The 22,626-nt window shown below is 66.0% G+C and carries 24 protein-coding genes, 2 tRNA genes and 1 riboswitch; of the genes, 12 read left to right on the forward strand and 14 right to left on the reverse strand.

From position 1 onward, the window contains the following. Positions 1-1,487 (reverse strand): HAMP domain-containing protein (locus GGC47_RS04805; RefSeq protein WP_142021579.1); only part of this gene is annotated, 1,487 nt, incomplete at its 3' end. A 167-nt stretch (positions 1,488-1,654) separates the two neighbouring features. On the opposite strand from GGC47_RS04805, the gene GGC47_RS04810 reads away from it, so the two are divergent. Next, positions 1,655-2,428 (forward strand): DUF1499 domain-containing protein, encoded by a 774-nt coding sequence (locus GGC47_RS04810; protein WP_142021580.1) that lies wholly within the window; start codon positions 1,655-1,657, stop codon positions 2,426-2,428. Between the two features lie 57 nt (positions 2,429-2,485). On the opposite strand, the gene GGC47_RS04815 is transcribed toward GGC47_RS04810, so the two are convergent. Continuing rightward, positions 2,486-3,400 (reverse strand): MBL fold metallo-hydrolase, encoded by a 915-nt coding sequence (locus GGC47_RS04815; protein WP_429067106.1) that lies wholly within the window; start codon positions 3,398-3,400, stop codon positions 2,486-2,488. Positions 3,401-3,613: 213 nt separating this feature from the next. On the opposite strand from GGC47_RS04815, the gene GGC47_RS04820 reads away from it, so the two are divergent. Next, the gene (locus tag GGC47_RS04820; protein ID WP_210245642.1) at positions 3,614-4,237 is read left to right on the forward strand and encodes a biotin transporter BioY; all 624 of its coding nucleotides are present in this window, start codon (positions 3,614-3,616) and stop codon (positions 4,235-4,237) included. A 100-nt stretch (positions 4,238-4,337) separates the two neighbouring features. Here GGC47_RS04820 and GGC47_RS04825 read toward each other — a convergent pair whose 3' ends face one another. Further along, the gene (locus GGC47_RS04825) at positions 4,338-4,472 is read right to left on the reverse strand and encodes a hypothetical protein (RefSeq protein WP_260368393.1); all 135 of its coding nucleotides are present in this window, start codon (positions 4,470-4,472) and stop codon (positions 4,338-4,340) included. 328 nt (positions 4,473-4,800) lie between these two features. Here GGC47_RS04825 and GGC47_RS04830 point away from each other — a divergent pair, with 328 nt between their 5' ends. Next, entirely contained in the window at positions 4,801-5,181 is a 381-nt protein-coding gene (locus GGC47_RS04830; protein WP_038359451.1) for a methylglyoxal synthase, read from the forward strand. 134 nt (positions 5,182-5,315) lie between these two features. Beyond that, the gene (locus tag GGC47_RS04835; RefSeq protein ID WP_156115882.1) at positions 5,316-5,453 is read left to right on the forward strand and encodes a hypothetical protein; all 138 of its coding nucleotides are present in this window, start codon (positions 5,316-5,318) and stop codon (positions 5,451-5,453) included. A 63-nt stretch (positions 5,454-5,516) separates the two neighbouring features. Here the strand turns inward: GGC47_RS04835 and GGC47_RS04840 are convergent, their stop codons facing one another. Continuing rightward, complete coding sequence (locus GGC47_RS04840) at positions 5,517-5,858, reverse strand: hypothetical protein (protein WP_038359449.1); 342 nt, start codon at positions 5,856-5,858, stop codon at positions 5,517-5,519. A gap of 321 nt (positions 5,859-6,179) precedes the next feature. Further along, positions 6,180-6,256 (reverse strand) — tRNA-Pro (locus GGC47_RS04845). A gap of 160 nt (positions 6,257-6,416) precedes the next feature. Here GGC47_RS04845 and GGC47_RS04850 point away from each other — a divergent pair. From GGC47_RS04850 to GGC47_RS04865, 4 genes are all read left to right on the forward strand, one after another. Further along, a tRNA-Gln gene (locus tag GGC47_RS04850) sits at positions 6,417-6,491 on the forward strand. 273 nt (positions 6,492-6,764) lie between these two features. Continuing rightward, the gene (locus GGC47_RS04855) at positions 6,765-7,157 is read left to right on the forward strand and encodes a c-type cytochrome (protein ID WP_133562663.1); all 393 of its coding nucleotides are present in this window, start codon (positions 6,765-6,767) and stop codon (positions 7,155-7,157) included. A gap of 17 nt (positions 7,158-7,174) precedes the next feature. Further along, a complete protein-coding gene (locus tag GGC47_RS04860) occupies positions 7,175-8,452 on the forward strand; it encodes an NAD(P)/FAD-dependent oxidoreductase (RefSeq protein WP_142021581.1) in 1,278 nt (425 codons plus the stop codon). Positions 8,453-8,527: 75 nt separating this feature from the next. After that, complete coding sequence (locus GGC47_RS04865; RefSeq protein ID WP_142021582.1) at positions 8,528-8,923, forward strand: c-type cytochrome; 396 nt, start codon at positions 8,528-8,530, stop codon at positions 8,921-8,923. Between the two features lie 107 nt (positions 8,924-9,030). On the opposite strand, the gene soxA is transcribed toward GGC47_RS04865, so the two are convergent. From soxA to GGC47_RS04910, 9 genes are all read right to left on the reverse strand, one after another. Beyond that, positions 9,031-9,789, reverse strand: a complete 759-nt coding sequence (gene soxA / locus GGC47_RS04870) for a sulfur oxidation c-type cytochrome SoxA (protein WP_142021583.1) — start codon at positions 9,787-9,789, stop codon at positions 9,031-9,033. 8 nt (positions 9,790-9,797) lie between these two features. Next, on the reverse strand, positions 9,798-10,118 hold the full coding sequence (locus tag GGC47_RS04875; RefSeq protein ID WP_142021584.1) for a thiosulfate oxidation carrier complex protein SoxZ: 321 nt from the start codon (positions 10,116-10,118) through the stop codon (positions 9,798-9,800). A 3-nt stretch (positions 10,119-10,121) separates the two neighbouring features. Further along, complete coding sequence (locus tag GGC47_RS04880) at positions 10,122-10,613, reverse strand: thiosulfate oxidation carrier protein SoxY (protein ID WP_142021585.1); 492 nt, start codon at positions 10,611-10,613, stop codon at positions 10,122-10,124. After that, positions 10,576-11,040, reverse strand: a complete 465-nt coding sequence (gene soxX / locus GGC47_RS04885) for a sulfur oxidation c-type cytochrome SoxX (RefSeq protein WP_142021586.1) — start codon at positions 11,038-11,040, stop codon at positions 10,576-10,578. The genes GGC47_RS04880 and soxX overlap by 38 nt, the downstream gene beginning before the upstream one ends. Then, on the reverse strand, positions 11,018-13,201 hold the full coding sequence (locus tag GGC47_RS04890; RefSeq protein ID WP_142021587.1) for a xanthine dehydrogenase family protein molybdopterin-binding subunit: 2,184 nt from the start codon (positions 13,199-13,201) through the stop codon (positions 11,018-11,020). The genes soxX and GGC47_RS04890 overlap by 23 nt, the downstream gene beginning before the upstream one ends. Before the next feature lie 17 nt (positions 13,202-13,218). Further along, positions 13,219-13,686, reverse strand: a complete 468-nt coding sequence (locus GGC47_RS04895; RefSeq protein ID WP_113252690.1) for a (2Fe-2S)-binding protein — start codon at positions 13,684-13,686, stop codon at positions 13,219-13,221. Positions 13,687-14,107: 421 nt separating this feature from the next. Then, entirely contained in the window at positions 14,108-14,890 is a 783-nt protein-coding gene (locus GGC47_RS04900; protein WP_112762843.1) for an ABC transporter ATP-binding protein, read from the reverse strand. 10 nt (positions 14,891-14,900) lie between these two features. After that, positions 14,901-15,944, reverse strand: coding sequence for a FecCD family ABC transporter permease (locus GGC47_RS04905; RefSeq protein ID WP_429067119.1), 1,044 nt, complete (start codon positions 15,942-15,944; stop codon positions 14,901-14,903). Then, positions 15,941-16,978 carry an ABC transporter substrate-binding protein gene (locus tag GGC47_RS04910; protein WP_370954447.1) on the reverse strand — a complete coding sequence of 346 codons (1,038 nt, stop codon included), beginning with the start codon at positions 16,976-16,978 and terminating at the stop codon, positions 15,941-15,943. Before GGC47_RS04910 ends, GGC47_RS04905 begins: the two co-directional genes overlap by 4 nt. A gap of 212 nt (positions 16,979-17,190) precedes the next feature. Beyond that, positions 17,191-17,400: riboswitch (cobalamin riboswitch) on the reverse strand. Between the two features lie 579 nt (positions 17,401-17,979). On the opposite strand from GGC47_RS04910, the gene GGC47_RS04915 reads away from it, so the two are divergent. From GGC47_RS04915 to GGC47_RS04930, 4 genes are all read left to right on the forward strand, one after another. Next, positions 17,980-18,696 carry a DUF3102 domain-containing protein gene (locus GGC47_RS04915; protein WP_185747918.1) on the forward strand — a complete coding sequence of 239 codons (717 nt, stop codon included), beginning with the start codon at positions 17,980-17,982 and terminating at the stop codon, positions 18,694-18,696. 129 nt (positions 18,697-18,825) lie between these two features. Beyond that, positions 18,826-20,394 (forward strand): Wzz/FepE/Etk N-terminal domain-containing protein, encoded by a 1,569-nt coding sequence (locus tag GGC47_RS04920; RefSeq protein WP_142021589.1) that lies wholly within the window; start codon positions 18,826-18,828, stop codon positions 20,392-20,394. Positions 20,395-20,411: 17 nt separating this feature from the next. Further along, the gene (locus GGC47_RS04925; protein WP_038359423.1) at positions 20,412-21,704 is read left to right on the forward strand and encodes a polysaccharide biosynthesis/export family protein; all 1,293 of its coding nucleotides are present in this window, start codon (positions 20,412-20,414) and stop codon (positions 21,702-21,704) included. 98 nt (positions 21,705-21,802) lie between these two features. Further along, positions 21,803-22,408, forward strand: a complete 606-nt coding sequence (locus tag GGC47_RS04930; protein ID WP_051987556.1) for a sigma-70 family RNA polymerase sigma factor — start codon at positions 21,803-21,805, stop codon at positions 22,406-22,408. Positions 22,409-22,626 lie beyond the last annotated feature (218 nt).

Genomic DNA, 22,626 nt, shown 5'->3' on the forward strand with positions numbered 1-22,626 from the left:
AGATCGGCGAAGCGGCCGCGATAGCCGCCCTCGACCTGCCGCGTCAGGTCGCCGCCCGCCACCGCCTGCAGAACCCCGGCGAACTCCGTCGTCGCTCCGTCGACCACGCTGTTGATCTCGTTCAACCCCTCGACGAGTTCCTTGAGTGGGCCTTCCATGCCGCCGGTCCGAGCCTGGCCTGAGAAGTCGCCGTCGCGGGCGGCGGCGACGATGCTGGCGACCTCGCCGAGCAGCTTCTGGACATGGGCCGCCTGCTCGGCATCGGCGAGCATGGTCAGCTCGCGATCGCGGCGGTTGTTCTCGAGCGCCAGAGCGTTCTCGCGATAGATTTCGAGCGCGCCGCTGAGCGCGCCGATCTCGTCGGGGGAAGGCGGAGCTGGAATCGCCTGCGAGAAGTCTCCCTGCTGCATGGTGTCGAGCGCGGACTTCAGCGAGACGAGCGGGCGAACGATCCGGCGCTGGACGCCGCGCCAGCTCATCACGCAGATCGCCAGCAAGGCGGCGAGCAGGAAGCCGACGATGCCGAGACGCGTCCAGGCCGCAGCGAGCTTGGCTTGCGTCACATCCGCCATGTCGTCGAGCGACTGGGTGACGGCGGAGACGATCGCGTCGAACGGCGCGTTGCACTGCTTCGTCCAGTCCTCGGCGGCAATGACGGGGCCCGAGCCCTGGCCGAGCTTGCCGATCAGCTGGTCCATGCCGCGATTGGCCGCCTCGACCTGGGTGGCGGCCACGCCGACCTTGCGGACGAGCTCCTCGCCGACGCCCGGACGGGCGCTCAGCTGCCTGAGCTGGGCGAGGCTCGCGTCGGAGGAGCCACGCAGCTCGCCGAGCTTGCGAAGCTGGCTTCCGTCGAGCGCCTTGCCGGAGCCGAAGACCGGGCGCAGCAGCGAGCACTGCGTGCCGTAGTTGGAGCGCACGCTCCAGCCGGCGGATTTGAAGCCCTGCAGATCGGCGAGGACCGGATCGGCCAGGCGAGCCGCGTTCGAGGTCGCGGCCGAAGCCGTGACGAGCGCGCCCTCGATCGCGCCGACGCCGTTATACCAGGACATCGTTGCGGCGAGGCTACGCTGTGCCTTGGGCTTTGCGGCTTCGGCGTAGAGATCCTGGCTGCGCCCCTCGTTGCGCTTCTCCTGCGCCGAGACGTCCTCGATCAGGGCGGCGCGGTCCGGCAAGTCCGTCGCCTTCAGCCGCGCTATCGCCTCGGCGATCCTCGCCTTGTTGGTCTTCTCGATCTCGCGGATGACGGGGGCGGGATCGTCCGTGGCCTGAATGCTCGTCTGAGCCTGTCCGCGATTGGTGCGGATGGCATTGCCGGTCAGCAGCAGGGCCCTGTCGGCCTCCACGAGATCGGCGAGGCGCATATTGGTCCGAACCTCCATGACGGACTTCTCCGCCATATAGCTCAGCGCACCGATGCCGGGCACGCAGAGGCAGGCCATCGTGGCCACGAGATAGTTCTGGATCGAGGCGGGGAAGAATTTCACAGCGAGGCTCTGGAGGCGACGTACGGCGGGGAAGGCGGTGACGCAGGCCGAGGAGGCTGATGGCGGGGGGCACGCCTCTTCGTGCCCAGTTATCGTCAACTTGATTAAGATTGCGCTTAGAGCACGGGCCGCTTGCCTTCCTTGCTGTCCGGGATCACCTAAAGGCGATGCATCGCCGTCTCGTCTTCGAGGAACCGGTTTCGCGGGCCGCCATCTGGAGCCGGCGGCTGGCGTGGTTCTCCTGCGCGGTGCTGCTGCTGTCGCTTCTGCTCGTGCGGCTGCGCGAGCCCAGCATCGAAGGGCTTGCGCCGGTCGCCGGAGCCTATCTGCTCGTCCTGGTGGCGCTGGGCCTGGCGCTCGTCGCCTTCGCCCGCATCTGGCAGAAGGGGCATCGCGGCGTCGGCATGGCGGCCGGTGCGCTCCTGCTCTGCCTGATCCTGCTGGCACCCGCCGGCTATGTCGGCTTCATGCTGGCGACGCGGCCGGCGCTGGCCGATATCTCGACCGATATCGACGATCCGCCGGCCTTCAGCCGCTCGATGGCGGCGTTGACGGCACGCGAGGGGCGCGTCCCGCCCGATGTCGCGCCCGAAAAGCGCCGCCTGCAAAGGCAGGCCTATCCGAAGATCGCGCCGATCGTCCTCGAGGAACCGGCGGACGCGGCCTTCGGCCTGGCGCGCAAGGCCGTAGCCGCGCTGGGCTGGCAGATCGTGGAAAGCTCCCGTCCCGGCGGCCGCAGCGGGGCAGGGCGCATCGAGGCCGTGGCGCGCGGGCGCATCCTGCACTTTTCGGAAGACATCACTATTCGCATAAAGCCGCGCGTGGACGGCAGCCGCATCGATGTCCGCTCGGCCTCACGCATCGGCAGCCATGATCTCGGTGCCAATGCCAAGCAGATCGCCGCCTTTGCCGCCCAGGTCGAGCTGCTGATGGAACGATAGGGCAAGCGACTCCGGCGGGATCGCTTCCTCGTGCTCGCGAGGACGGTCGCAGCGGTGTCAGGCGAGACGGTAACGGCTCGACAGGGCCGGAACCGTGTCGCTGGCGGCGACGAGCCCGCGCGCGACCAGATCCTCAATCTGGGCGAGGACCGACAGCGCGGCGGCCCCGTGCAGCACGGGGGCCAAGCCCTGATAGATCACGGGCACCATGGCCGCGATGGTTTCGTCGCCCGCACCGATGCGGTTGAGAATGGCGGCCTCGCGCTGGCGGCGATGCTGGACGAGGCCGCGCAGAAAGCGCTGAGGCTCGGTGACGGGGCCGCCATGGCCCGGCCGATAGAGCCGATGGTCCATGCCGCGCAGCTTCTCGATCGAGGCCATATAGGCCGACATCGAGCCGTCCGGCGGGGCGACGATCGAGGTGGACCAGGCCATGACATGGTCGCCGGAGAACAGCGTCTCCTCCTCCGGCAGCGCATAAGCGAGATGATTGGCGGTGTGGCCGGGCGTCTCGACCGCCGTCAGGCTCCAGCCCGGTCCGGAGACGGCATCGCCGTCCCGCATCTGCCAGTCGGGCATGAAATCGCTGTCCGCCGCGGCGTCGAGCACACGGTCTTCGCCGGGGCCGGGCGCACGCGAGGGGCGATGCGGGCCGCAGCCGACGACGCGCGCGCCCGTCGCCGCCCTCAGGGCCGGAACGGCGGGCGAATGGTCGCGATGGGTGTGGGTGACGACGATATGGCTCACCGTCTCGCCGGCGACCGCCGTGAGCAGGCGCGCGACATGGCCGGGATCATCCGGCCCCGGGTCGATGATCGCCACCGTGCCGTGGCCGACGATATAGCTGCAGGTGCCGGTGAAGGTCATCGGCCCGCCATTGCCGGCGATGACGCGGCGCACGAGCGGGGAGAGCTCCGCGACCTCTCCGGCCGGTGTCGTCAGGCTTCTGTCGAATTCGACGTCGTCGCTCACTGTCCGATCCTGTCCCTGCCCGATCTTGCATCCGCGCGAGGCGGCCGTCGGCCTTCGATCCCGCCCAGCCGGACTGCCCGTTTCCGCCAGCCCCGCCCGCTTGTGGCGCTTTGGCGCATTTTCTATAGACAGGGAAGGGGTCGCACGGCGCGGCTTCCATACACAATAATGCGGCCGCACGGCGCGGCCTGCCGCAAAACAGGACGATGTGCCATGGCCGACATGCTGCCCCTGCAGGCTTCGACCCTCGCCGGCGAGCTCTTCCCGGCCGCGAAACCCCGCTCCGCGGTCCTGCGCAATGTGGCGCTGGCCGTCGCCGGCAGCCTGCTCATGGTCGCCGCCGCGAAGATCAAGGTGCCGTTCTGGCCGGTGCCGATGACCTTGCAGACGCTGGCGGTGCTCGCGCTTGGCGCGGCCTATGGCGCGCGGCTCGGAGCCGCGACGATCGCGCTCTACATCGCGTACGGGCTCGCGGGCCTGCCGGTCTTCACCAATACGCCGCCGGCCGTGGCCGGGCCGCTCTACCTTCTCGGCCCGACAGGCGGCTTCCTGCTGGGCTTCGTGGGCGCGGCCGCCATCGCCGGCTGGGCGGCGGCGCGCGGCGCCTCGCTTGCTCGCCTGGTCGGTGGCCTGCTGCTCGCCGATCTCGCCCTCTTCGTCGTCGGCTGCCTCTGGCTGGCTTTCGGCGCGCAGATGGCGGGCGGCGCGAGCGGCGTCGGCCTGGCCAAGGCCTTCGCCTATGGCGCGCAGCCCTTCCTGCTCGGGGAGGTCCTCAAGATCGCGCTCGCGACCTGCATGGTCGGAGCGGGCTGGTCGCTGATCGGCCGGCGCGGCTGAACGCAATCCGCGACTGCAAAACGAAAAGGCCGGGGTGCAAGCCCCGGCCTTTTTCATGAGCAGTTCGCGGCGATCCGTGAGAAACCGCTCGCTTCCGGTCTTATTTGACCGGCTCGCTGCCGCCGCAGCTCTTCGTGTCAGTCGTGAAGAACGGGCCGAGATTGCCGCATTTGTCGCAGCCGGACAGGGCAAGGCCCAGCCCGAGGATCGCGACGAGAAGGGAGATGCGCTTCATGGGCTTCGACGGCTCCGATTCGAACAGGCCGCGACTTTAACGGCGGTGCCGGGCCCGGGACAAGGACGGGCTTCCGGCTGTTCTCGTCAGAGGCCGCTCGCCAGCCAGCCGAGAATTCCGGCGGCTGAAACCGTGAACAGAACGATCACGGCTTTCGCGTCGTCGGGCCAGTGGCGCATCATGCTTCGTCTCCCATCGAGGAAGGCGTCGCAATAGTCATGCCATTTAACGGAGCCATGACAGGTGGCGCGTGGCGAGCGGTCGCGTATCCTGGCGGCGGGCCGGCTCCCTGCTGGGGCGCTGCCCTTCGAAGGGAGACCAAGACATCATGGCATTGACCATCGGCATGATCGCTCATGACCGCAAGAAGCCCGATCTCGCCGCCTGGGCGGAGGCTCATCTCGATCTGATCGCCCGGCACAAGGTGGTCGCCACCGCCACGACCGGCTCGGTGTTGCAGCGCACCTTGCCGGACCTGCCGATCAAGCTGGTCAAGAGCGGGCCGCTCGGCGGGGACCAGCAGATCGGTGCGATGATCGCCCAGGGCGAGCTCGATGTCCTACTGTTCTTCCCCGATCCGCTCGAAGCGCAGCCGCACGATGTCGATGTGAAGGCGCTGCTGCGGCTGGTGCTCGTCTATGACATCCCTGCCGCCTTCAGTCCGCGCACTGCGACCGAACTGGCGCGATCCGGGCTTTTCGCCCGGTGAGCGAGCGCGATTCGGCGATCGCGGAGGGCTCACAAGAGCGAGAGTGACGTAGCGTGCTCTTGTGCAGTGCAGCGAAGAGGCTTACGTCGGAGCTGCCTTAGGCAACCCTTCCCCCTATCTGAAAGGAGAGCCGAATGTCTGAAAGGCACCAGTCCGACTGTGCGCTCGAGGATGAGCCCGCCAAACAGACGGAGACCAGCGAAGCGCAGGACCAGGAAGGCTCCGAAGCCTTTTCGCCGCGCGACTATCAAGAAGGATTCTGGGGCAACTAGCCCCATTTTCAACCATCACGAAACCGGAGGGCGGCAAAGCGCCCTCCGGCACGGATCAGCCGATCAGTAGCGCGGGCCGTAGTCCCGGCGATAGCCGTAGCCGGGCCGCGGGCCATAGCCCGGGCGCGGTCCGTAACCAGGGCGCGGGCCATATCCGGGGCCGCGGCCATAGCCTGCCCCATATCCCCTGTTTTGGTGGCCGCGCTGCCGTTCCATATTCTGCTGAATGATCATCATCCGGCGCATTTTTGCTGCGCTCGCGGTGAACTCCACCGGTCGCTCGTCGAGATGCCGGGCCACGGCAGCGGGCAAAGCCTCGCCGGCAAGGGCCGGTGCTGCTGCAGTTGTCAGGGCACCTCCGATCGCGAGCGAGCCGAGAAGGCCGAGAACGGCAGAAATCTTCATGTCAGTTTCCCAAATCAGATGTATCGCACGGGTTGCATCTTAGGGCTGTGCGCGATCAAGACAACCTCTGGGTGAGGGCGGCTGTTCCTACAAGGCTCTGAAAGCGACGGGCGACGCCCGTGAAGGAGGGGATGGCTTTTGCGCCGGAGCGCTCCATTATGGGGAGCGCTTGGCCATTCGCCGTATCCGGCCTGCGTCGCTGGCCGGGGAATCTGGCCCAGCACGGCGGGGGTGATCCGAAACCCACCGGCAAGCCTGCGACGAAACGCGCAGGCCCCGCAGGGCTTAATTCTCAACGCTTTGATTTATCGCGGGAAATTTTGGTCGGAGTGGCAGGATTTGAACCTGCGACCCCCTCGTCCCGAACGAGGTGCTCTACCAGGCTGAGCCACACTCCGATCAACTGGTGGCCGGCTTATAGCCAGCGCCGCGCCGCAGCGCAACAGCCTGTTTGCATGTTGTGTCGGAAAACCCACCGAAGCTTTTTTCGCATGATCCCGGAGAGTCCGCCAAGGCGGTTGCGCAGGGCGGCGGCGCGTTCTAGAAGGCGCGACACGTTGGGGCGTCGCCAAGTGGTAAGGCAGCGGTTTTTGGTACCGCCATTCGGAGGTTCGAATCCTCCCGCCCCAGCCAAGCGCCTCCGATTTTCACAGACGCGGCCGACGTTCCTCATTCCTGCGACGATGTTGGAGGTCGGTGTAGCGCGCCGCGATTTTCTGGACATTCCACGCGATATTCCGAACAGCGGCGAAGCAAGCGATAGCGTCGGCTGATGGCGCTCTGCGCTCCGCCCCTCGGATCGGCCGGGCCATCGCATCCGGCTGACGTGATCGTGAAACGGGCGCCCTCAGAATTCCTCCAATCGCAGGCTAGTTCCAGCGGATGGCTTCTGGAAATCTATGGCCGATGCAGATGTGGATCATCCCGAGCTGCGAGGGCGCGCGCCGGTCGAGTGCGGCTGGCAGCGGCTTGCGCCGCGCGTGGCGCGGGCTGGGCTTCGCTGTGCTGGGCAGCGCGGCTGCGCTGCTCATTTGCGATCCGGCGTTGGCGGCGGAAGACCAGGCGCTGGGACGGTATCTCGCGCTCGAATGCTCCTCCTGCCACCAGCTCTCCGGGGCAAGCGCGGGTGGCATCCCCTCGATCGTCGGCTGGCCCGAGGCGCAGTTCGTCGCGGTGCTCGATGCGTATCGCCGCAAGGAGCGCGGGGGCCAGGTGATGCAGGCCGTCGCCGCAAGGCTCAGCCGCGCGGAGATGGTCGCGCTCGCCGCCTATTTCGGCGCCCTTTCACCGAAACCCTGAGATCGCGGAGGCAGGCTTTGAAACCGACACGGCGCGATCTGATCATCGGTGCGGGGACCATCGCCGCCTCCGGCGCGCTGGGAGTGCCGGCTGTTCTGGGCCAGGCCAAGGCGCGCGTCGTCGTGATCGGCGGCGGCGCGGGCGGCGCGACGGCGGCGAAATACATCGCCCGCGACGGCCATGGCGCGATCGCGGTGACGCTGGTCGAGGAGAACGAGACCTATCAGAGCTGCTTCCACTCGAACCTCTATATCGGCGGCTTCAAGAGCTATGATCAGATCGTCCATCGCTACGACGCCCTGACCGCGGCCTATGGCATCACGCTCGTTCGCCAGCGCGCCGCGCGGATCGACCGCGACAGAAAAGAGGTCGTGCTGGGCGACGGCAGCCGGCTGCCCTATGACCGCCTCGTCCTCTCCCCGGGCATCGACCTGAAATACGATTCTGTTCCCGGCTGGTCCCAGGCCGCCGAGGAGGTCATGCCGCATGGCTGGAAGCCGGGTCGCCAGACGAGATTGATCCGAGAGAAGCTCGACGCGGTGCCGGACGGCGGCACCATCGTCATGATCGCTCCGCCGAACCCCTATCGCTGCCCGCCCGGCCCCTATGAACGGGCCTCGATGTTCGCCCATATCCTCACATCGACGGGCCGGACCAAGGCCAGGGTCGTCATCCTCGATCCGAAGGACAGTTTCTCCAAGCAGGGCGTCTTCATGCCGGACTGGGAGAAGCGCTATGGCGCAATGATCGAATGGCTCGCCCCCCGGGTTCATGACGGCATCAAATCGGTCGATCCCGCGAGCGGCACCGTCGTCACCGGCTTCGAGACCTATGAGAACTGCGCCTTCGTCAATGTCATCCCCGCCCAGATGGCGGGCGCGATCGCGCGCGAGGCCGGCCTCGCACCGGCCGGCGGTTATTGCGCGATCGACCCCGCGACGATGAAATCGACCGCCGATCAGGCGATCTTCGTACTCGGCGATGCCTGCAATGCGGGCGACATGCCGAAATCGGCCTTCTCGGCCAATAACCAGGCGAAGGTCGTGGCCATGGTGGCCTGCGCGGAGCTGGCGGGCGGCCCGGGCTTTCCCGCGCGCTACTTCAACACCTGCTGGAGCCTCGTCGGCCCAGACGACGCGATCAAGGTCGGCGGCCGCTACGAGCCGAAGGACGGGCGCATCGCGTCGACCGAGACCTTCATCTCGCAGCCCGGCGAGAGCGACGAGGTTCGGCGGCAGACCCAGGCCGAGAACCTCGCCTGGTACGAGGCGATCTGCGCCGACATGTTCACCTGACGTTTGCCGTTTGCGGATGCCGCGCGAGCGCGTCCGTTCGAGAGATTTGAACGTTCGCATTGGAGACCGGAGTCGATGACGAAGACGATAGCCGCAACTGCCGCCATGATCGCCGCCACGATGTTGGGGGCTGCATCCGCCAGCGCGCAGGATGTCGCCGCGGGCGAGAAATCCTTCGCCAAATGTCGTGCCTGCCATCAAGTCGGCGAGACGGCGAAGAACACGATCGGACCCGTGCTCAACGGGTTGTTCGGCCGGCAATCGGGCGCGGTCGAGGGCTATGCCTATTCGCCCGCCAACAAGAACGCGGGCATCACCTGGGACGATGCCAGTTTCGCCGACTACATCAAGGATCCGCGCGCGAAGATGCCCGGCACCAAGATGGTTTTCGCCGGCATCAAGAACGACACGGAAATCGCCGATCTCACCGCCTATCTCAAGCAGTTCGCCGCCGACGGCAAGAAGCTGTAGGGAGTCTAGAGCATTGCCGCGTTTCTCCGAATCGCGGAAATGCTCCATCTCTTTGTCTCATCGCATTTTCTTCACGCGAACCGGTGTCCACTTCGCTCGAAAATGCTCTAGCGCCGCATGGCCGGTGTCTCGACGGGCAGCCCCTTGGCTCGCCCGGCGAGATAGAGCTCCAGAGCGAGATATTCGGACGAGCCATAGTCGAATTGCGTCGCCCTGACGCCGAGCGAGCAGGCTCGCAGCCGTCGATGCAGCGAGCCGACCGTGTTCCATTCCAGCCGATAGGCGGGATAGCCCGTGCCGACGCCATGGCTGATCGTATCGCCGCGCAGCTTCTGTCCGACGAGCCCGTCATGGCATTGCTTGCAGGAGAGATTGAGCTGCCCCTGCCGGCGTTCGTAGAAGGCCTTGCCTGCCTCGAAGAAGGGCTGCGCCGGCCCGTCCGTCCGCACGCTCATCGGCAGGCCGCGAGACAGCGAGGCGATATAGGCTGTCAATGAAAGCATCTCGGCCGTTTCATAGCCGAAGGCCGGCTGCTGTTGGCGTTCGACACGGCACTGCTCGATCCTGCCTTCGAGATTGAGCAGCTTGCCGCTGGATGGGTCCACTTGCGGATAATGCGTCGCCGCGCCCCGCAGACTCGTGGCGGGATCGGCGTGGCAGTCGAGGCAGGCCTGGCTGCCGCCGGAGGGCTTGGCGGCGAAGAGATCCCGGCCCTGATCGACCCAGAACCAGGCCGGGTTGCGGGTCGGATCGTCCTGCTGGCGGCGCAGCTCAGGAGACAGGAACGTGCTGCCGGATACGATTTCGTCGGCTTGCGCCGGCGCCAGGACCGTCAGCAGACCGATCAGCAGGAGCGAGAGGCGCAAGGCGCTTCTCAGGCCACGGTCAGGCGCGCCGTGCGCGTATAGGTCGCGCCGCCGTCCTCCCGCCACTCGAAGACGATGTCGCCGGTCTCGACTGCGCGCGTGCAGAACGCGACGAAGGGGTTGGCGGCGACGCCGGTGTTCATGTCGATGCGAAAGATCTCGGCGCCGGCATAGGTCGCGGTCATCCGGTTGAGGATCTTGCGCGGCACGGTGCCGCCCTTGCCGTCCGACTGGCCGCCGCGGTCCATGGGATGGCGGACCAGCACCTTGATCTCGACGGGCTCGCCCGCCTTCGCCTGGGCCGGCACGGTGATGCGGGCATTGAACATCGCTCAGCCTCCGTCGATGCAGGCGCTCAGCGTCACCACGACAGGCGCCCTGGCGATCGCGTAGCGCCCGTCGCTATGGGCAACCACCGCGGCGACGGTCTGCGATTGCGCGAGACGCAAGGTGATCGCCACCTCCGCCCGGCCCGCACGCGGCGAGAGATGGATCCGCGCCATGTCCGGAAAGGGGTTCTTGTCGGCAATCAGATGGATCCAGCGAACATGCGCGGCCTCGGTCATCGGGCTGTCGACGGCGATGCGCACATCCACCGAATTTCCATTCTCGACCAGCGCCGGGATCTCCAGCCTGACACCGCCCTCGGCCGGAACCGTGCCTTCCGTGACGCGCCGGACGAGATCGTCCAGCGTCTCGGTTTCAGCCGCGCTGGACATCTCGGGCCATGTCGCCAGTGCCAGGCCCGCCGCAGCGATGGCGACCGCCTCCCGGCGGCTCAGGGCCTCACTGCGCCCTGAGCGAGGCGAGATAGGAAACGACATCCTCGATCTCCTGTGCCGAGAGCGCGGGCTGGCCGCGATAGGCCGGCGCCACGTCTCGCATGTTTTCCGTACGGAAGTAGGGCGGCATCACCGTTTCGGGATCGAGCCGGGACATATCGACCAGCCGAAGCCGGATCTGCCCGGCGTCGAGCCTTGCGCCTACTCCCTTGAGCGGCGGCCCGATCGAACCCTGGAAGGGTTCGGCCGGATCGTCGCCATGATGGCAGATCAGGCAGTTGCCGCGCTCGCGGTCCCTGACGAGCGCCGCCCCGCGCGCCGCGTCGCCGACCTTCCCGCCCATCGGTTCCGGTATGGTGTCGGCGACGATGCGGTAAGGCTCCAGCGCCGCCACCTGCCCGGCGAGCAGGGCGAGGACGATGGCCCCCGCCCAGCCCGCCGCGCGGTTACGCCTTGCGCAGGTCGGCATTCTTCAACGGAAGCGAGCGGACGCGCTTGCCCGTGGCCGCGAAGATCGCGTTCAGGACGGCGGGCGCCGCGACGGCGATGGTCGGTTCGCCGACGCCGCCCCAGAAGCCGCCCGACGGCACGATCACCGTCTCGACCTTCGGCATCGCCTCGAGGCGCATCACCTCGTAGGTGTCGAAGTTCTCCTGCTCGACGCGGCCATCCTTGATGGTGATCTCGCCATAGAGCGCCGCCGAAAGGCCGTAGACGAAGGAGCCCTCGACCTGCCGCTCGATCTGCGCCGGATTGACGGCGTGGCCCGGATCGGTTGCCGCGACGATACGGTGAATGGTGAGCTTGCCATCGGCGCCGACGGAAACCTCCGCCACCGCCGCGACATAGGAGCCGAACCCCATGGTCTGGCAGATGCCGCGGAAGACACCGTCCGGCAAGGGCTTGCCCCATTCGGCGCGTTCCGCAGCAGCGTTGAGCACGGCAAGATGCTTGGGGTGGCTCTTCATCAACGAGCGCCGGAATTCGAGCGGGTCCTTGCCCGTTTCATGCGCGAGTTCGTCGATGAAGCTCTCCAGATAGATCGTGTTCTGGTTGAGGTTGACGCCGCGCCAGAAGCCCGGCGGCACATGTGGGTTGCGCATCGCATGGTCGATCAGGAGGTTGGGAAAGGAATATCCGATCGAGGCTTCGGGGCCGGGGGCGTTGAGCCCCTGGAAAACGACCGGGTCGCGCCCGTTCTGGATGTTCTGCGGGAAGAGGCCGGCGACGATCGATTGACCGGAGATGCGCATGTGGAGCGCGGTCACATTGCCGTCCTTGTCGAGTCCGGCCCTGAGCTTGCATTGCGTGATCGGGTGAAAACGCCCGTGCAGCATGTCCTCCTCGCGCGACCAGATCAGCTTCACCGGCGTGCCGGGGATCTGCTTGGCGATGGCGACGACCTGCCTGACCCAGTCATGCACCGCACCGCGCCGGCCGAAGCCGCCGCCGAGGTCGATCTTGTAGGCTTCGCATTTCGCCAGCGGCAGGCCCGAGGCCTCGGCGGTGGCGGCCAGCGCTGCCTCGCCGTTCTGCGTCGGCGTCCAGACCTCGCATTTCTCGGGGGTGTAGAGCGCGGTCGCGTTCATCACCTCCATGCAGGCGTGATTCTGGAAGGGATAGCTGTAGGTCGCTTCGACCACGCGGGCGGCTCCGGCCAACGCCCCCTTGGCGTCGCCATTCTGGTTGCCGACCACGGCGTCGGGCGCATCGAGCCCTTCCTTCAGCCAGGCCGCGATGCTTTCGCTCGTGACCTTGGCGTTGGGACCCTCGTCCCATTCGATCGGCAGCGCGTCGAGCGCGGTCTTGGCCTGCCACCAGGTCTCGGCAACGACGGTGACCGCGCTGTCCCCGACGGGCAGGACATGCTTCACGCCCGGCATGCCCCTGACCTTGGCCGCATCGAAGCTCTTCACCTTTCCGCCGAAGACCGGGCAATCCTTGATCGCGGCGTTGAGCATCCCCGGCAACTTGAAATCCATGCCGTAGATCTTCTTGCCGTTGGTCTTGTCGACCGTGTCGAGCCGCGGCAGCGCCTTGCCCGCGATCGTCCAATCCTTCGGGTCCTTGAGCGGCACCTCCTTCGGCGCTTCCAGCTTCGCGGCTGCGGCGGCCACCTGCCCGTAACGGAGCGAGCGGCCGGACGCCTTGTGCGTGATCACGCTCTTCTCGGCGCTGCATTCGGCCGCCGGCACCTTCCACTCGTTGGCGGCAGCCTGGATCAGCATCATCCGTGCCGCGGCGCCGCCCTTGCGGACATAGTCGTGCGACTCGCGGATGCCGCGGCTGCCGCCGGTCGAGAAATTGCCCCAGACGCGGTTGCGCGCGATGTTCTGGCCGGGCGTCGGATATTCGGTCGTCACCTTCGACCAATCGCAATTGAGCTCCTCGGCGACGAGCTGCGCGAGGCCGGTGAGCGTGCCCTGGCCCATTTCCGAACGGGCGATGCGGATCACCACCTTGTCGTCGGGATGGACGACGACCCAGGCATTGATCTCGGGGGTTCCCGCCTGCTGAGCGCCGGCAGGAATGGAAAAGCCGAAGGTGAAGGCGCCGGCAACCGCGGCCGAACCGGCGAGGATGTGGCGGCGGGATGGGCGGAAAGAACGGGGGGCGGATAAGACGGTCATGATCGCTCTCCTCTCCCTCAACCGCGGCCGAGCTGGCCGCCGGCGGCGACGTCGAGGATCGCGGCCTTGACGCGGACATAGGTGCCGCAGCGGCAGATATTGGTCATCTCGCTGGCGATGTCGGCTTCGCTCGGCTTCGGATTGGCCTGCAGCAGCGCAGCCGCGGTCATGATCATGCCGCTCTGGCAGAAGCCGCATTGCGGCACGTCGTGCTTGATCCAGGCCTGCTGGACCGGGTGGGTTCCGTCAGGGGAGAGCCCTTCGATCGTGACGATCTTCTGCTCCTCGGTCACGGCGCTGACCGGCAGCGCGCAGGAGCGCGTGGCGACGCCGTCGATATGGACCGTGCAGGCGCCGCACTGGGCAACGCCGCAGCCATATTTCGTGCCGGTCAGACCGATTTGTTCGCGGATCACCCAGAGCAGCGGCGTGTCGCCATCGACTGCGACGTCCAGAGTCCGGCCATTCACATTCAGCTTCGTCACCGTAAACCCTCCCGGTTCGGTTCAAGCAGGACGGCGAGAGAGCCAACGCGCCTCGCCGGAAGCCTCAGGATGCCGTGCGAGCATGCCGAGGATTTTTGAAGTGGAATGATTGAAACTCAGAAGTCCGGCGGCGCCAACGGCCAGCATCGGCCGATCACGTTTCGTGAGCGCTGCCAGAAGAGCGAATGCAGCGCCGTATCGTGCGAAAACGGCTTTTACTCCGCGCAATTCGGACGCTTCTGCCCGCATAGCGGGTGCTCAGCCACCGTTGCGTGTTTCACGCAGATGTGAACCTCGGGATTGCCTGAGGCTGCGTGACGTCGTCAGGCGGCCGCCCCGCAATATGGTCGATGTGTCGATCGCGTTCGATCCCGCGAACGACATGGCGTTGCGGCCTGCTCTCGCAGGGCGCCGGGAACGATTAAGACCGCTCTCTTCCCTCGGCCTCGATCAGGTATTCGATGTGACGCCGCCCGGACGCCCCGGGACGGATCGCGACCGCGACGCCGAAGATGCGTTGGATCGTTTCGCTCGTCAGGACCTCATCCGGCGAACCCGCCGCTTCCAGCCGCCCTTCATGCAGCAGTGCGATCTCGTCGCAGAACATCGCTGCGAGGTTGAGATCGTGCAGCGCCATGATGCAGGTGATGCCGAGGCGGCGGATGAGGTTGAGGATCGCGAGCTGGTGCTGGATGTCGAGATGGTTGGTCGGCTCGTCGAGGATCAGCTCGCTCGGTTCCTGCGCCAGCGCCCGGGCGATATGGGCCCGCTGGCGCTCGCCGCCCGACAGCGTATGCCAGGACTGGTCGTGCCGCTCCGCGAGCCCGACCCGCGCCAGCGCTTCGTTCACCGCTGCCTCGTCCGCCGTGCTCCAGGATGCCAGCGCGGCGCGATGCGGCGTGCGGCCGAGGCGGACGACGTCGCAGACGGAGAGCTGGATCTCGGTCGTCGCCTGCTGCTCCACGAAGGCGAGGCGGCGCGCGAGATCGCGCCGCGCCACGCCGGCGATGTCACGCCCATCGAGCATGACGACGCCGCTCGCGACATTGCGCAACCGGCAAAGCAGCCTGAGAAGGCTCGATTTGCCCGAGCCGTTCGGACCGATCAGGCCGAGCACCCGGCCGGGCGCCGCCTGCAGCGTCACCCCGTCGATGATCATCCGGCCGGCCGTGCCCCAGCGCACCTCCCGCATCGCGAGCGTCATGTCGGCCCCATCATTTGGGTTTCCTGGCGCGATAGAGGATCAAGGCGAAGACCGGCGCGCCGAACAGCGCGGTGACCACGCCGATCGGCAGGATCTGCTGCGGGATCAGCACGCGCGACAGGATGTCGGCGAGGATCATGAAGATCGCACCGATGACGAGGCAGGCGGGCAAAAGCCGGGCATGGCCGGAACCGACGAGGAAACGGGCGGCATGGGGAATGATCAGCCCAACGAAGCCCACCGTTCCGACGATCGAGACCATCACGGCGGTCATCACCGCGGTCGTGGCGAAGAGCACGATTTTCACCCGCGTGACCGCGACGCCGAGCGAGGCGGCCGCGTCGACGCCGAAAGCGAAGGCGTCGAGCGCCTTGGCGTGCAGCATGCAGATGCCGAAGCCGATGAAGGCGACCGGCGCCGCAATCCAGAGGTCCGGCCAGCGGACGCCGCCGAAATTCCCAAGGAGCCAGAACATCACGCCCCGCGCCTGCTCGGCGCTGGCGAGCGTCGTCACGATCGTGGCGGTCGCCGCGTTGAAGAGCTGCGAGGTGGCGACACCGGCGAGGATGACGCGATCGCTCGCCCCGCCCGCTCCGGTCGCCAGGAGCGCGACCACCGCGAGCGCGGCGCAGGAGCCGATGAAGGCGCCGGCCGAGACCGTCAGCGCCGTGCCGCCGACGCTGACGCCGAGGATCAGCACCGCGACGGCGCCGGTCGAGGCTCCCGCCGAGATGCCGAGAACGTAAGGCTCCGCCAGGGGATTGCGCAGCAGCGCCTGCAGGATTGCGCCTGAGAGAGCGAGCGCGCCGCCGCACAACCCCGCCATCAGCGCCCGGCTGAGGCGATAGTCGAAGATCACGCCCTGCTGGATCGCGCTGACAGGCCAATCGAGATCGAACAGCCCGTTGCCGAGCGCCTTCAACGCCGTCTCCAACGGGATGCGCATCTCGCCGATCGTCACCGCCAGCGCCACCGCGAAGGTGAGCGCCAGCAGCGAAACCAGCGCGACGGCGATCCGCGCCGGCCAGTTCGGGCCGTGGGCTGCGTGGCTCAAGGAGTCAGACCGAAGCCGGCGATCGCCTTGGCGAGCGTCTCGATGCCGTCCACCGTATCGAGCCCGGCGCGGGTCGCTCCGACATCCATGATGACGATGCGATTGTTCTTCACCGCGTCGAGCTTGCTGGCGACGGGGTCGGTTTTCAGGAAATCGAGCTTCTTCTCGATATCATCGGCCGGAAAGCGGCGGCGATCCATCTTCACCGTGACGATGACCGCGGGATTGGCGGCAGCGATGCTCTCCCAGCCGACCAACGGCCATTCCTCATTGGTCGTGATGATATTGCGCGCCCCGAGCTTCGACAGGATGTAGGCGGGCACGCCGTTCCTGCCGGCCATGAAGCCGTCGCCCTTGATGTCCTTGCTGGAGAACCAGACGACGACCGGCACGTCCTTGACCTTTGCATCCGCCACCGCCTGGACCGCCTTCTCCTCGCGCGCCTTGAGCTCGGCGACGAGCGTCTCGGCGCGGTCGGACACGTCGAAGATCTGCCCGAATTCGCGGATGTTGCGATAGACCAGCTCCATCGTGAACATCTGGGTGCGCACACCGTCGCCGCCGCCGGAATTGTCCTTGCCGACGCAATCGGTCGGCGAGACATAGGTGGGCACCTTGACCTTGGCGAACTGATCGCGCTTGCCGACGATGCCGTTGGGGCCGACATGCCATTCGAACATCGCGGTAACGAGGTCCGGCTCCTGCGCGAGAACCGCCTCGAAGCTCGGGTCGTTGTCGGCGAGGCGCTTCACCTTGGCATTGATCGCCTCATAGGGCTTGGCGATGGGCGAGAACCAGACGGCGGTGCCGACGACGCGGTCGCCGAGGCCGAGCGCATAGAGGATCTCGGTCTGCGTCTGGCCGATCGAGACGACGCGTTTGGGCGCGGCGTTGAAGGTGATCGTCTCGCGGCAGTTCTCCAGCGTCAGCGGATACTGGGTCGGCGCTGCGACGGCCGCGCCCGCGGCCAGGCTGCCGAGGAATGCCAGGACGGGCCATTGAAGCAGGCGGACGAGAGGGCGCGCAATCGGCACAGAGGAAGCCTTATATGAAACATTGTTACATTTCTGATAGGGCGAGCGGCGCGCAGCCGTCAAGCTCCCCGCGACAGCGCGGCCGGCGGTCTTCATGAACATGGACTTCATCGCTCCCCGAGATGACGGATGCGGGAGCTGCGCAGGATGCGGACGGATGACGGCCGCATGGCCATCACCGACACACACCTCCGGAACACCCCGTCCGAAAGACGTCTTCGATGACCGGGGCAGGTCTCCTGGCTCGCGGGTCGACGCCGGTTCCGCCCGGCCTTCCCGGCGCGGCACGCGCCAGTGGACGATGGACGGAGAGCTCGCCGCTTACAGTTGCGGGGGCAGCCTCGGCTTTGGCGCAACGCGCCTCACCGAATTCCCTCTTAGCTCCAGGCTGAATCTGGAGAACCTCGATCACGTCCAACCTATAAGGTCGTGCCGCACCGTCAAGCTCGGTTCGGGACCATCATGATCGACGTCGATATGCCGCCGGCACTGTAGATCTGGGGCCCAGGCGCGGCGGCTTCGCAGACCGGTGTGATGTCCGGGCTTTCTCCGCTCGACGCAGCGTCACTGGCCATGTTGCTGCCCGGGTTTCTGGTTCGCCCTGCCAGGAGATCGGTTCACTGCGGGCGTGACCTTCCGGCAGCCAAGATCTCGCTTGCGGCGATTTCTGCCGCGCGGCATCCCGTCTTGATACTTACGTAAGGTAATGTTTCTGAAGGGAGGCCGAGCTGCCATCAGGCGGGAGCTTCCGAAAAGCGAGGCTCATTTCACTTCCCGTGGAGCGGAACGGGGGTAGCTCCAATTCTCCTTAAATATGGTAAGTAACTGATATAAATCAGATTTTTATTTGATCTCTGTCGCCGCGCCGGCGTCGTGAACGCATCGCGTGTCGCCTCAAGGAGCTACTCCCTTTGCGCCGACGGGAACCCCTTTGCTCGCTTCACGGTGCAGTGCACCAAGCGTAAGCTGAATAGTACTGTGGGTTGAGTGAGGGTATAGCCGTGTTGCCGAATGCACAGCTCTCCGCGACAGAATTGCAGGATGCCGCGCAAAGGATCAAGCTCCTGCGTCGGGCTGCGACCGAACATGCTGTGGAAATCGGCCGCGAGCTCCTTCGCGTCAAGGAGCGGCTGCCCCACGGGGTCTTCGTCAAATGGGTCGAAAAGGCGTGCGAGTTCAAGATCAGGACCGCGCAGGACCTGATGAAGCTGGCGCGCGGCGCCGATTCCGATGCGAATGCGAAGCTCGTCGCGCTGATGGTTCCATCGACGCTTCGTGTCTATCTCGCCAAGACGACCCCGCCGGCGGTTCGCACCACCATCCTGCAGCGACTCGAGAACGGTGAGCGTGTGTCCCGCAGCGAGCTGCATTCGCAGGTCGTGGATACGCGCAAGACCAGGATGGAGGCGGTGCAGCGTCCGGCGCAGGAAGGATTCTCCTCGTCGTTTCTTCCCGCGCGCGAGCTTAACGGGCCCGCCGAAGGGAGGCGAAACGACCCGGGCGCGGACCGGGCCCGCAGGGTGGCTGAGCTGATTTTGCGGCGGCTCAGCCCGGAGGATTACGGGCTCATCATGGAGGAGATGAGCTGGGAGGTCTGGAACAGAGCCTTTGTCTGGATGAGAGCGGCGCGTGTTGTGGACGCCGAGCATCTGGAATTGGCTTTGCCCAGTACAGCGACGAATCAATCGTGCGAATTCGTTCCCGCAAAGCTGCAGTGAAAAATATCGAAGTTTTATCGTGACTTACAGTCCGCGTATTCGCGTTGTGTGACTTGCGAACGCCGTCTTTGAGGGAACGGAGTTCCTGCAAAGACATCAAATGGTCGGTGGATACAGATCGGAAGTCCAATGTCGGTCTATATTGACGAGCGCCAGCCCTCCACAACATTCGGCCTTCTCAGCCTACGCCGCCGCTGGAAGCTCATTGCCGCATGTGTCGGTCTCGCGGCGATGCTTGGCCTGCTCTACACGGTGCTGAGGCCAGCGAGCTATACGGCGTCGACGCAGCTCCTGGTCTATGTGAAGGAAGTTCAGCCCGGCCCCGACCTCGTCATTTCCCTCGGGCGCGCCGATCTCACGCAGGTCGAGAACGAGAGCGAGGTCATCCGCTCGCGCGGTACCCTGGCCAAGGTCGTAGGGTCGCTGGACCTTACCGAGGATTCCGAGTTCGTTCCCGCGGCGACGGCGTTTCAGGGGCTCGCCCGGTGGCTTTCCGGCACGTCGCCAGCGACCTCCGACGAGAGCCGCGCGAAGCAGGAAGCCGCCATCGAGTCCCTCGCCAGGAGCATCGCGGTCAAGCGGGTCGGAACCAGTCACACGATCCTCGTCGACGTCACGACCTCCGATCCGGAGAAGTCCGCGCTCATCGCCAATGGCATCAGCCAGGTCATGCTCCAGGCGCGTCTCAACGCGGAGCAGGATGGCGAGCGCTCGCCATTGCTGCGCGAGCGGCTGCAGGGCTTGGGACCCAGCGTCTATGTGATGACGCCGGCGCTCGCTCCGGACAAGCCCAACGGACCGCGGAAGATCCTGATCATCATGGCTACGGTCATGGCCGGATTGGTGATCGGGGCGGCGCTGGCGCTGTTTCTCGACTTCCGGGACAAGACGATCCGCAGTGCCGCGCAGATTCAGCGTTTCGGCCTGGAGTGCATCGGCGCGATCCCCTTGTTCAAAAGCGGCAAGCCCGCGATTTCGAGCCAGGCTCGGCAGCGTGCCGGCCAGGATCGCCTGCCTGAAGCCTTGCTGGCGCAAACGCTTCTGCGGGCGACGGTCGCGATCGAGGCGGCCAAGGCACGCACCGTCGGCGTCGCCTCCTCGATCGCAGGAGATGGCGCGACGACCGTGGCGCGGCACCTCGCCCAGATGGCCGCGCGCAGCCAGAGGAAGGTTCTGCTCGTGGAGGCCGGCGGCAGCGAGACGTCGCGATCGTCCGCGAGGGAGATGTCCTCCGCGCCGGCATTCTCGGGGACGCAGCCGCAGCCGCTCGGCGGCAGCCTCTGGAACAATGGCGGCGACGGACCCGATCTTCTCATCACGCCTCCTCCCGGCACCGGCGAGGGCGTCGCCAACTGGTGGATGCATTGCGATCAGACATCGCTGGCAGCCTACGACCTGATCGTCGTCTGCCTGCCGGCCCTCGAACGCGGTCCCGAGTTTCGCATGGCCGCGCAGAACATCGACGGAATCCTGCTGGTGATGAAATGGGGCGGCGCCGAGATGGAGCGGATCGAGCGCGCCTTCACGGTCTCCGGCGCGGCGCCGTCGGATTTCATCGGAGCGGTTTTGAACATGGTCGATGACCGGATGATCGGCCGTTTCGGGGACAAGCTCTGGGAGGCGGAAGGGTTGATGGCCGCCGGACGAGGCCTGTTCGGGCCTGCGATGCCTATCGAGCCGGTTGCCGGATCGTCATGAAGCGGAGAGGTGCTACGATGAAGCGAAGCCGTTCATGGGTAAATGTCGTCGGGACAGTTTCACTGGTCCTGTTCACGCTCAACGGCAACACTGTGCGCGCGACGTCCGACTACGTCGTTCGGGCCGATGACAAGCTCAAGATCAAGATCTTTCAGTATCCTGAGCTGAGCGGTGAATACAAAGTCCGCGCGAATGGAACGATCTCCATCGCGCCGATCGGGGATATTCCCGTCAACGGCCTTTCGACCAAGGAAATCGCGGGCCAGATTGCCGAGCGCTTTGTGCGCTCCGGCATTTCCGACAAGCCCGGCGCCTCGGTCGAGGTCCTCGAGACCCGGCCGGTCTATGTGCTGGGCGACGTGCAGAAGCCCGGCGAGTATCAGTTCCGCCCGGGCATGACCGTTCTGCAAGTCGTCAGCCTGGCCGGCGGGTGGCTGCGGTTCAGTGACCCCGGCCTGATGCGGCTCGACCGCGACAGCATCAACATCACCGGCGATATGCGGAATCTCGTCAGGCGGTATTACGAGCTGACGGCGCGCCGGGCCCGCCTGAACTCCGAGCTGGTGATGAGGAGCGACATCCAGTTTCCGCCCGAGCTTCTCGCCCGGTCGCAGAGCGATGGCGGGGTGAGGCAACTGATCGACGAGGAGCGTTCGCTCCTGAACATCCATGTCGACTCCCTGAAGACCCAGATCGACAGCCTGGAGCAGAACCGGGCCCTGTATGAGCGCGAGATCGAGGCGATCAAGCGCCAGATCGAGGCCAACAAGGTCCAGGTCGCGAGCGTCGAGAAGGAGCTCAAGGAGGTTCGGGACCTGGTCAAGCGTGGCCTGACGACGATCAGCCGCCTGGCGAACCTCGAACGCATGCAGGCGCAGCTCGAAATGAACGAGCAGGGCTTCCAGACGCTGATCCTGCGGTCGCGCCAGAACATCACGCAGGCCGACCAGAGGATCTTCGACCTGAAGAGCGAGCGCAACGCGTCCCTGACCGCCGAGGTGCAGAAGGTCCGGATGGATCTCGACGAGGTCAGCGTGAAGTTCGACACCAACCGGAGTCTTCTCGTGGAGGCCAAGGTGACCGTCCCGACGCTGATCGGAAACTCCGACGGCCCTGTCGAGACCCGCAGCCTGACGGTCGTCCGCATCCAGGACGGAAAGTCTGAGACGATCGACGCGCCGGAGAGCATGGAGCTCCTGCCCGGAGACGTGCTCAGGGTCCAGCGGAGCATCATCCCCGGAGGAGGGCTCGGCATCGCCGGTCCGCTCGAGCAGACCAACATGATGATGCCGGCCAAAGTGAAGCAGTAACGGTTCGGCTGCGCGATCCGCGCTGCCGGGAACGCAGGCTCGTTTCGCCTGCGAGCGGTTGATTGTTTTGTCTCGTGGTTGTGAGTGGGAGATCGACGATGGCCTGCGGAGACAATAATTCCGGGAAGTTGGAAGCCGGCTCTCTCTCCCTTCAGCAGCAAATGCTGACTTTCGAGCCGCAATTGCGTGCCTACGCCATGTCCCTCAGCCGAAGCGCGGACAGGTCAGACGATCTCGTGCAGGAAACGCTGATGCGCGCGATCAGCAAGATCCACACCTTCCGGCCCGGCACCAATCTCGGTGCCTGGCTGACGACGATCCTGCGAAACTGCTACCTCTCCGATCTGCGCCGGCGGCGCCACGAGGTCGAGGACGCCGATGGCTGCTATTCCGAGTCGCTGCGCGCGGCGCCGGAGCAGGAGGGCCTGCTGGAATACAAGGAGTTCTGTGCGGCTCTGCGCGAAATTCCGTTCGATCAGCGCGAGGCGCTGATGCTGGTCGGCGCGGCGGGGCTCTCCTACGAGGATACGGCCACGCTTTGCCGCACCACCACCGGAACGATCAAGAGCAGGATCAACCGCGCCCGTTCGCGGCTGGCCGCCCTGCTCGGGATCGACAACATCAGCGAGATCGGTTTCGACAGCCGGGTCCGGGCGGTCATGGCGGTCCATCAGGCCGCTGGCGCGACACGGCGGCTTGCCTGAACGCACCGGGAAGACCGGCTTTCGGAGACGCCGAAAAAAAGGGACGCCCACGGCATCGGGCCGAATGCGAAATCCGGCCCGATGCGAAGCTTTCGGTCCGGGTCCCCCCGAGCCGGCTCCTGGATCATTTCCGCGTTTCCCTGAATCGCGGAAATGATCCATCTCTTTGTTTTATAGCATTTTCTTTACGCGAACCGGTGTCCGTTTCGCTCGAAAAT

The organism is Allobosea sp. OAE752 (genome assembly GCF_050433265.1).
GTDB classification, from domain to species: Bacteria; Pseudomonadota; Alphaproteobacteria; order Rhizobiales; family Beijerinckiaceae; genus Allobosea; species Allobosea spartocytisi.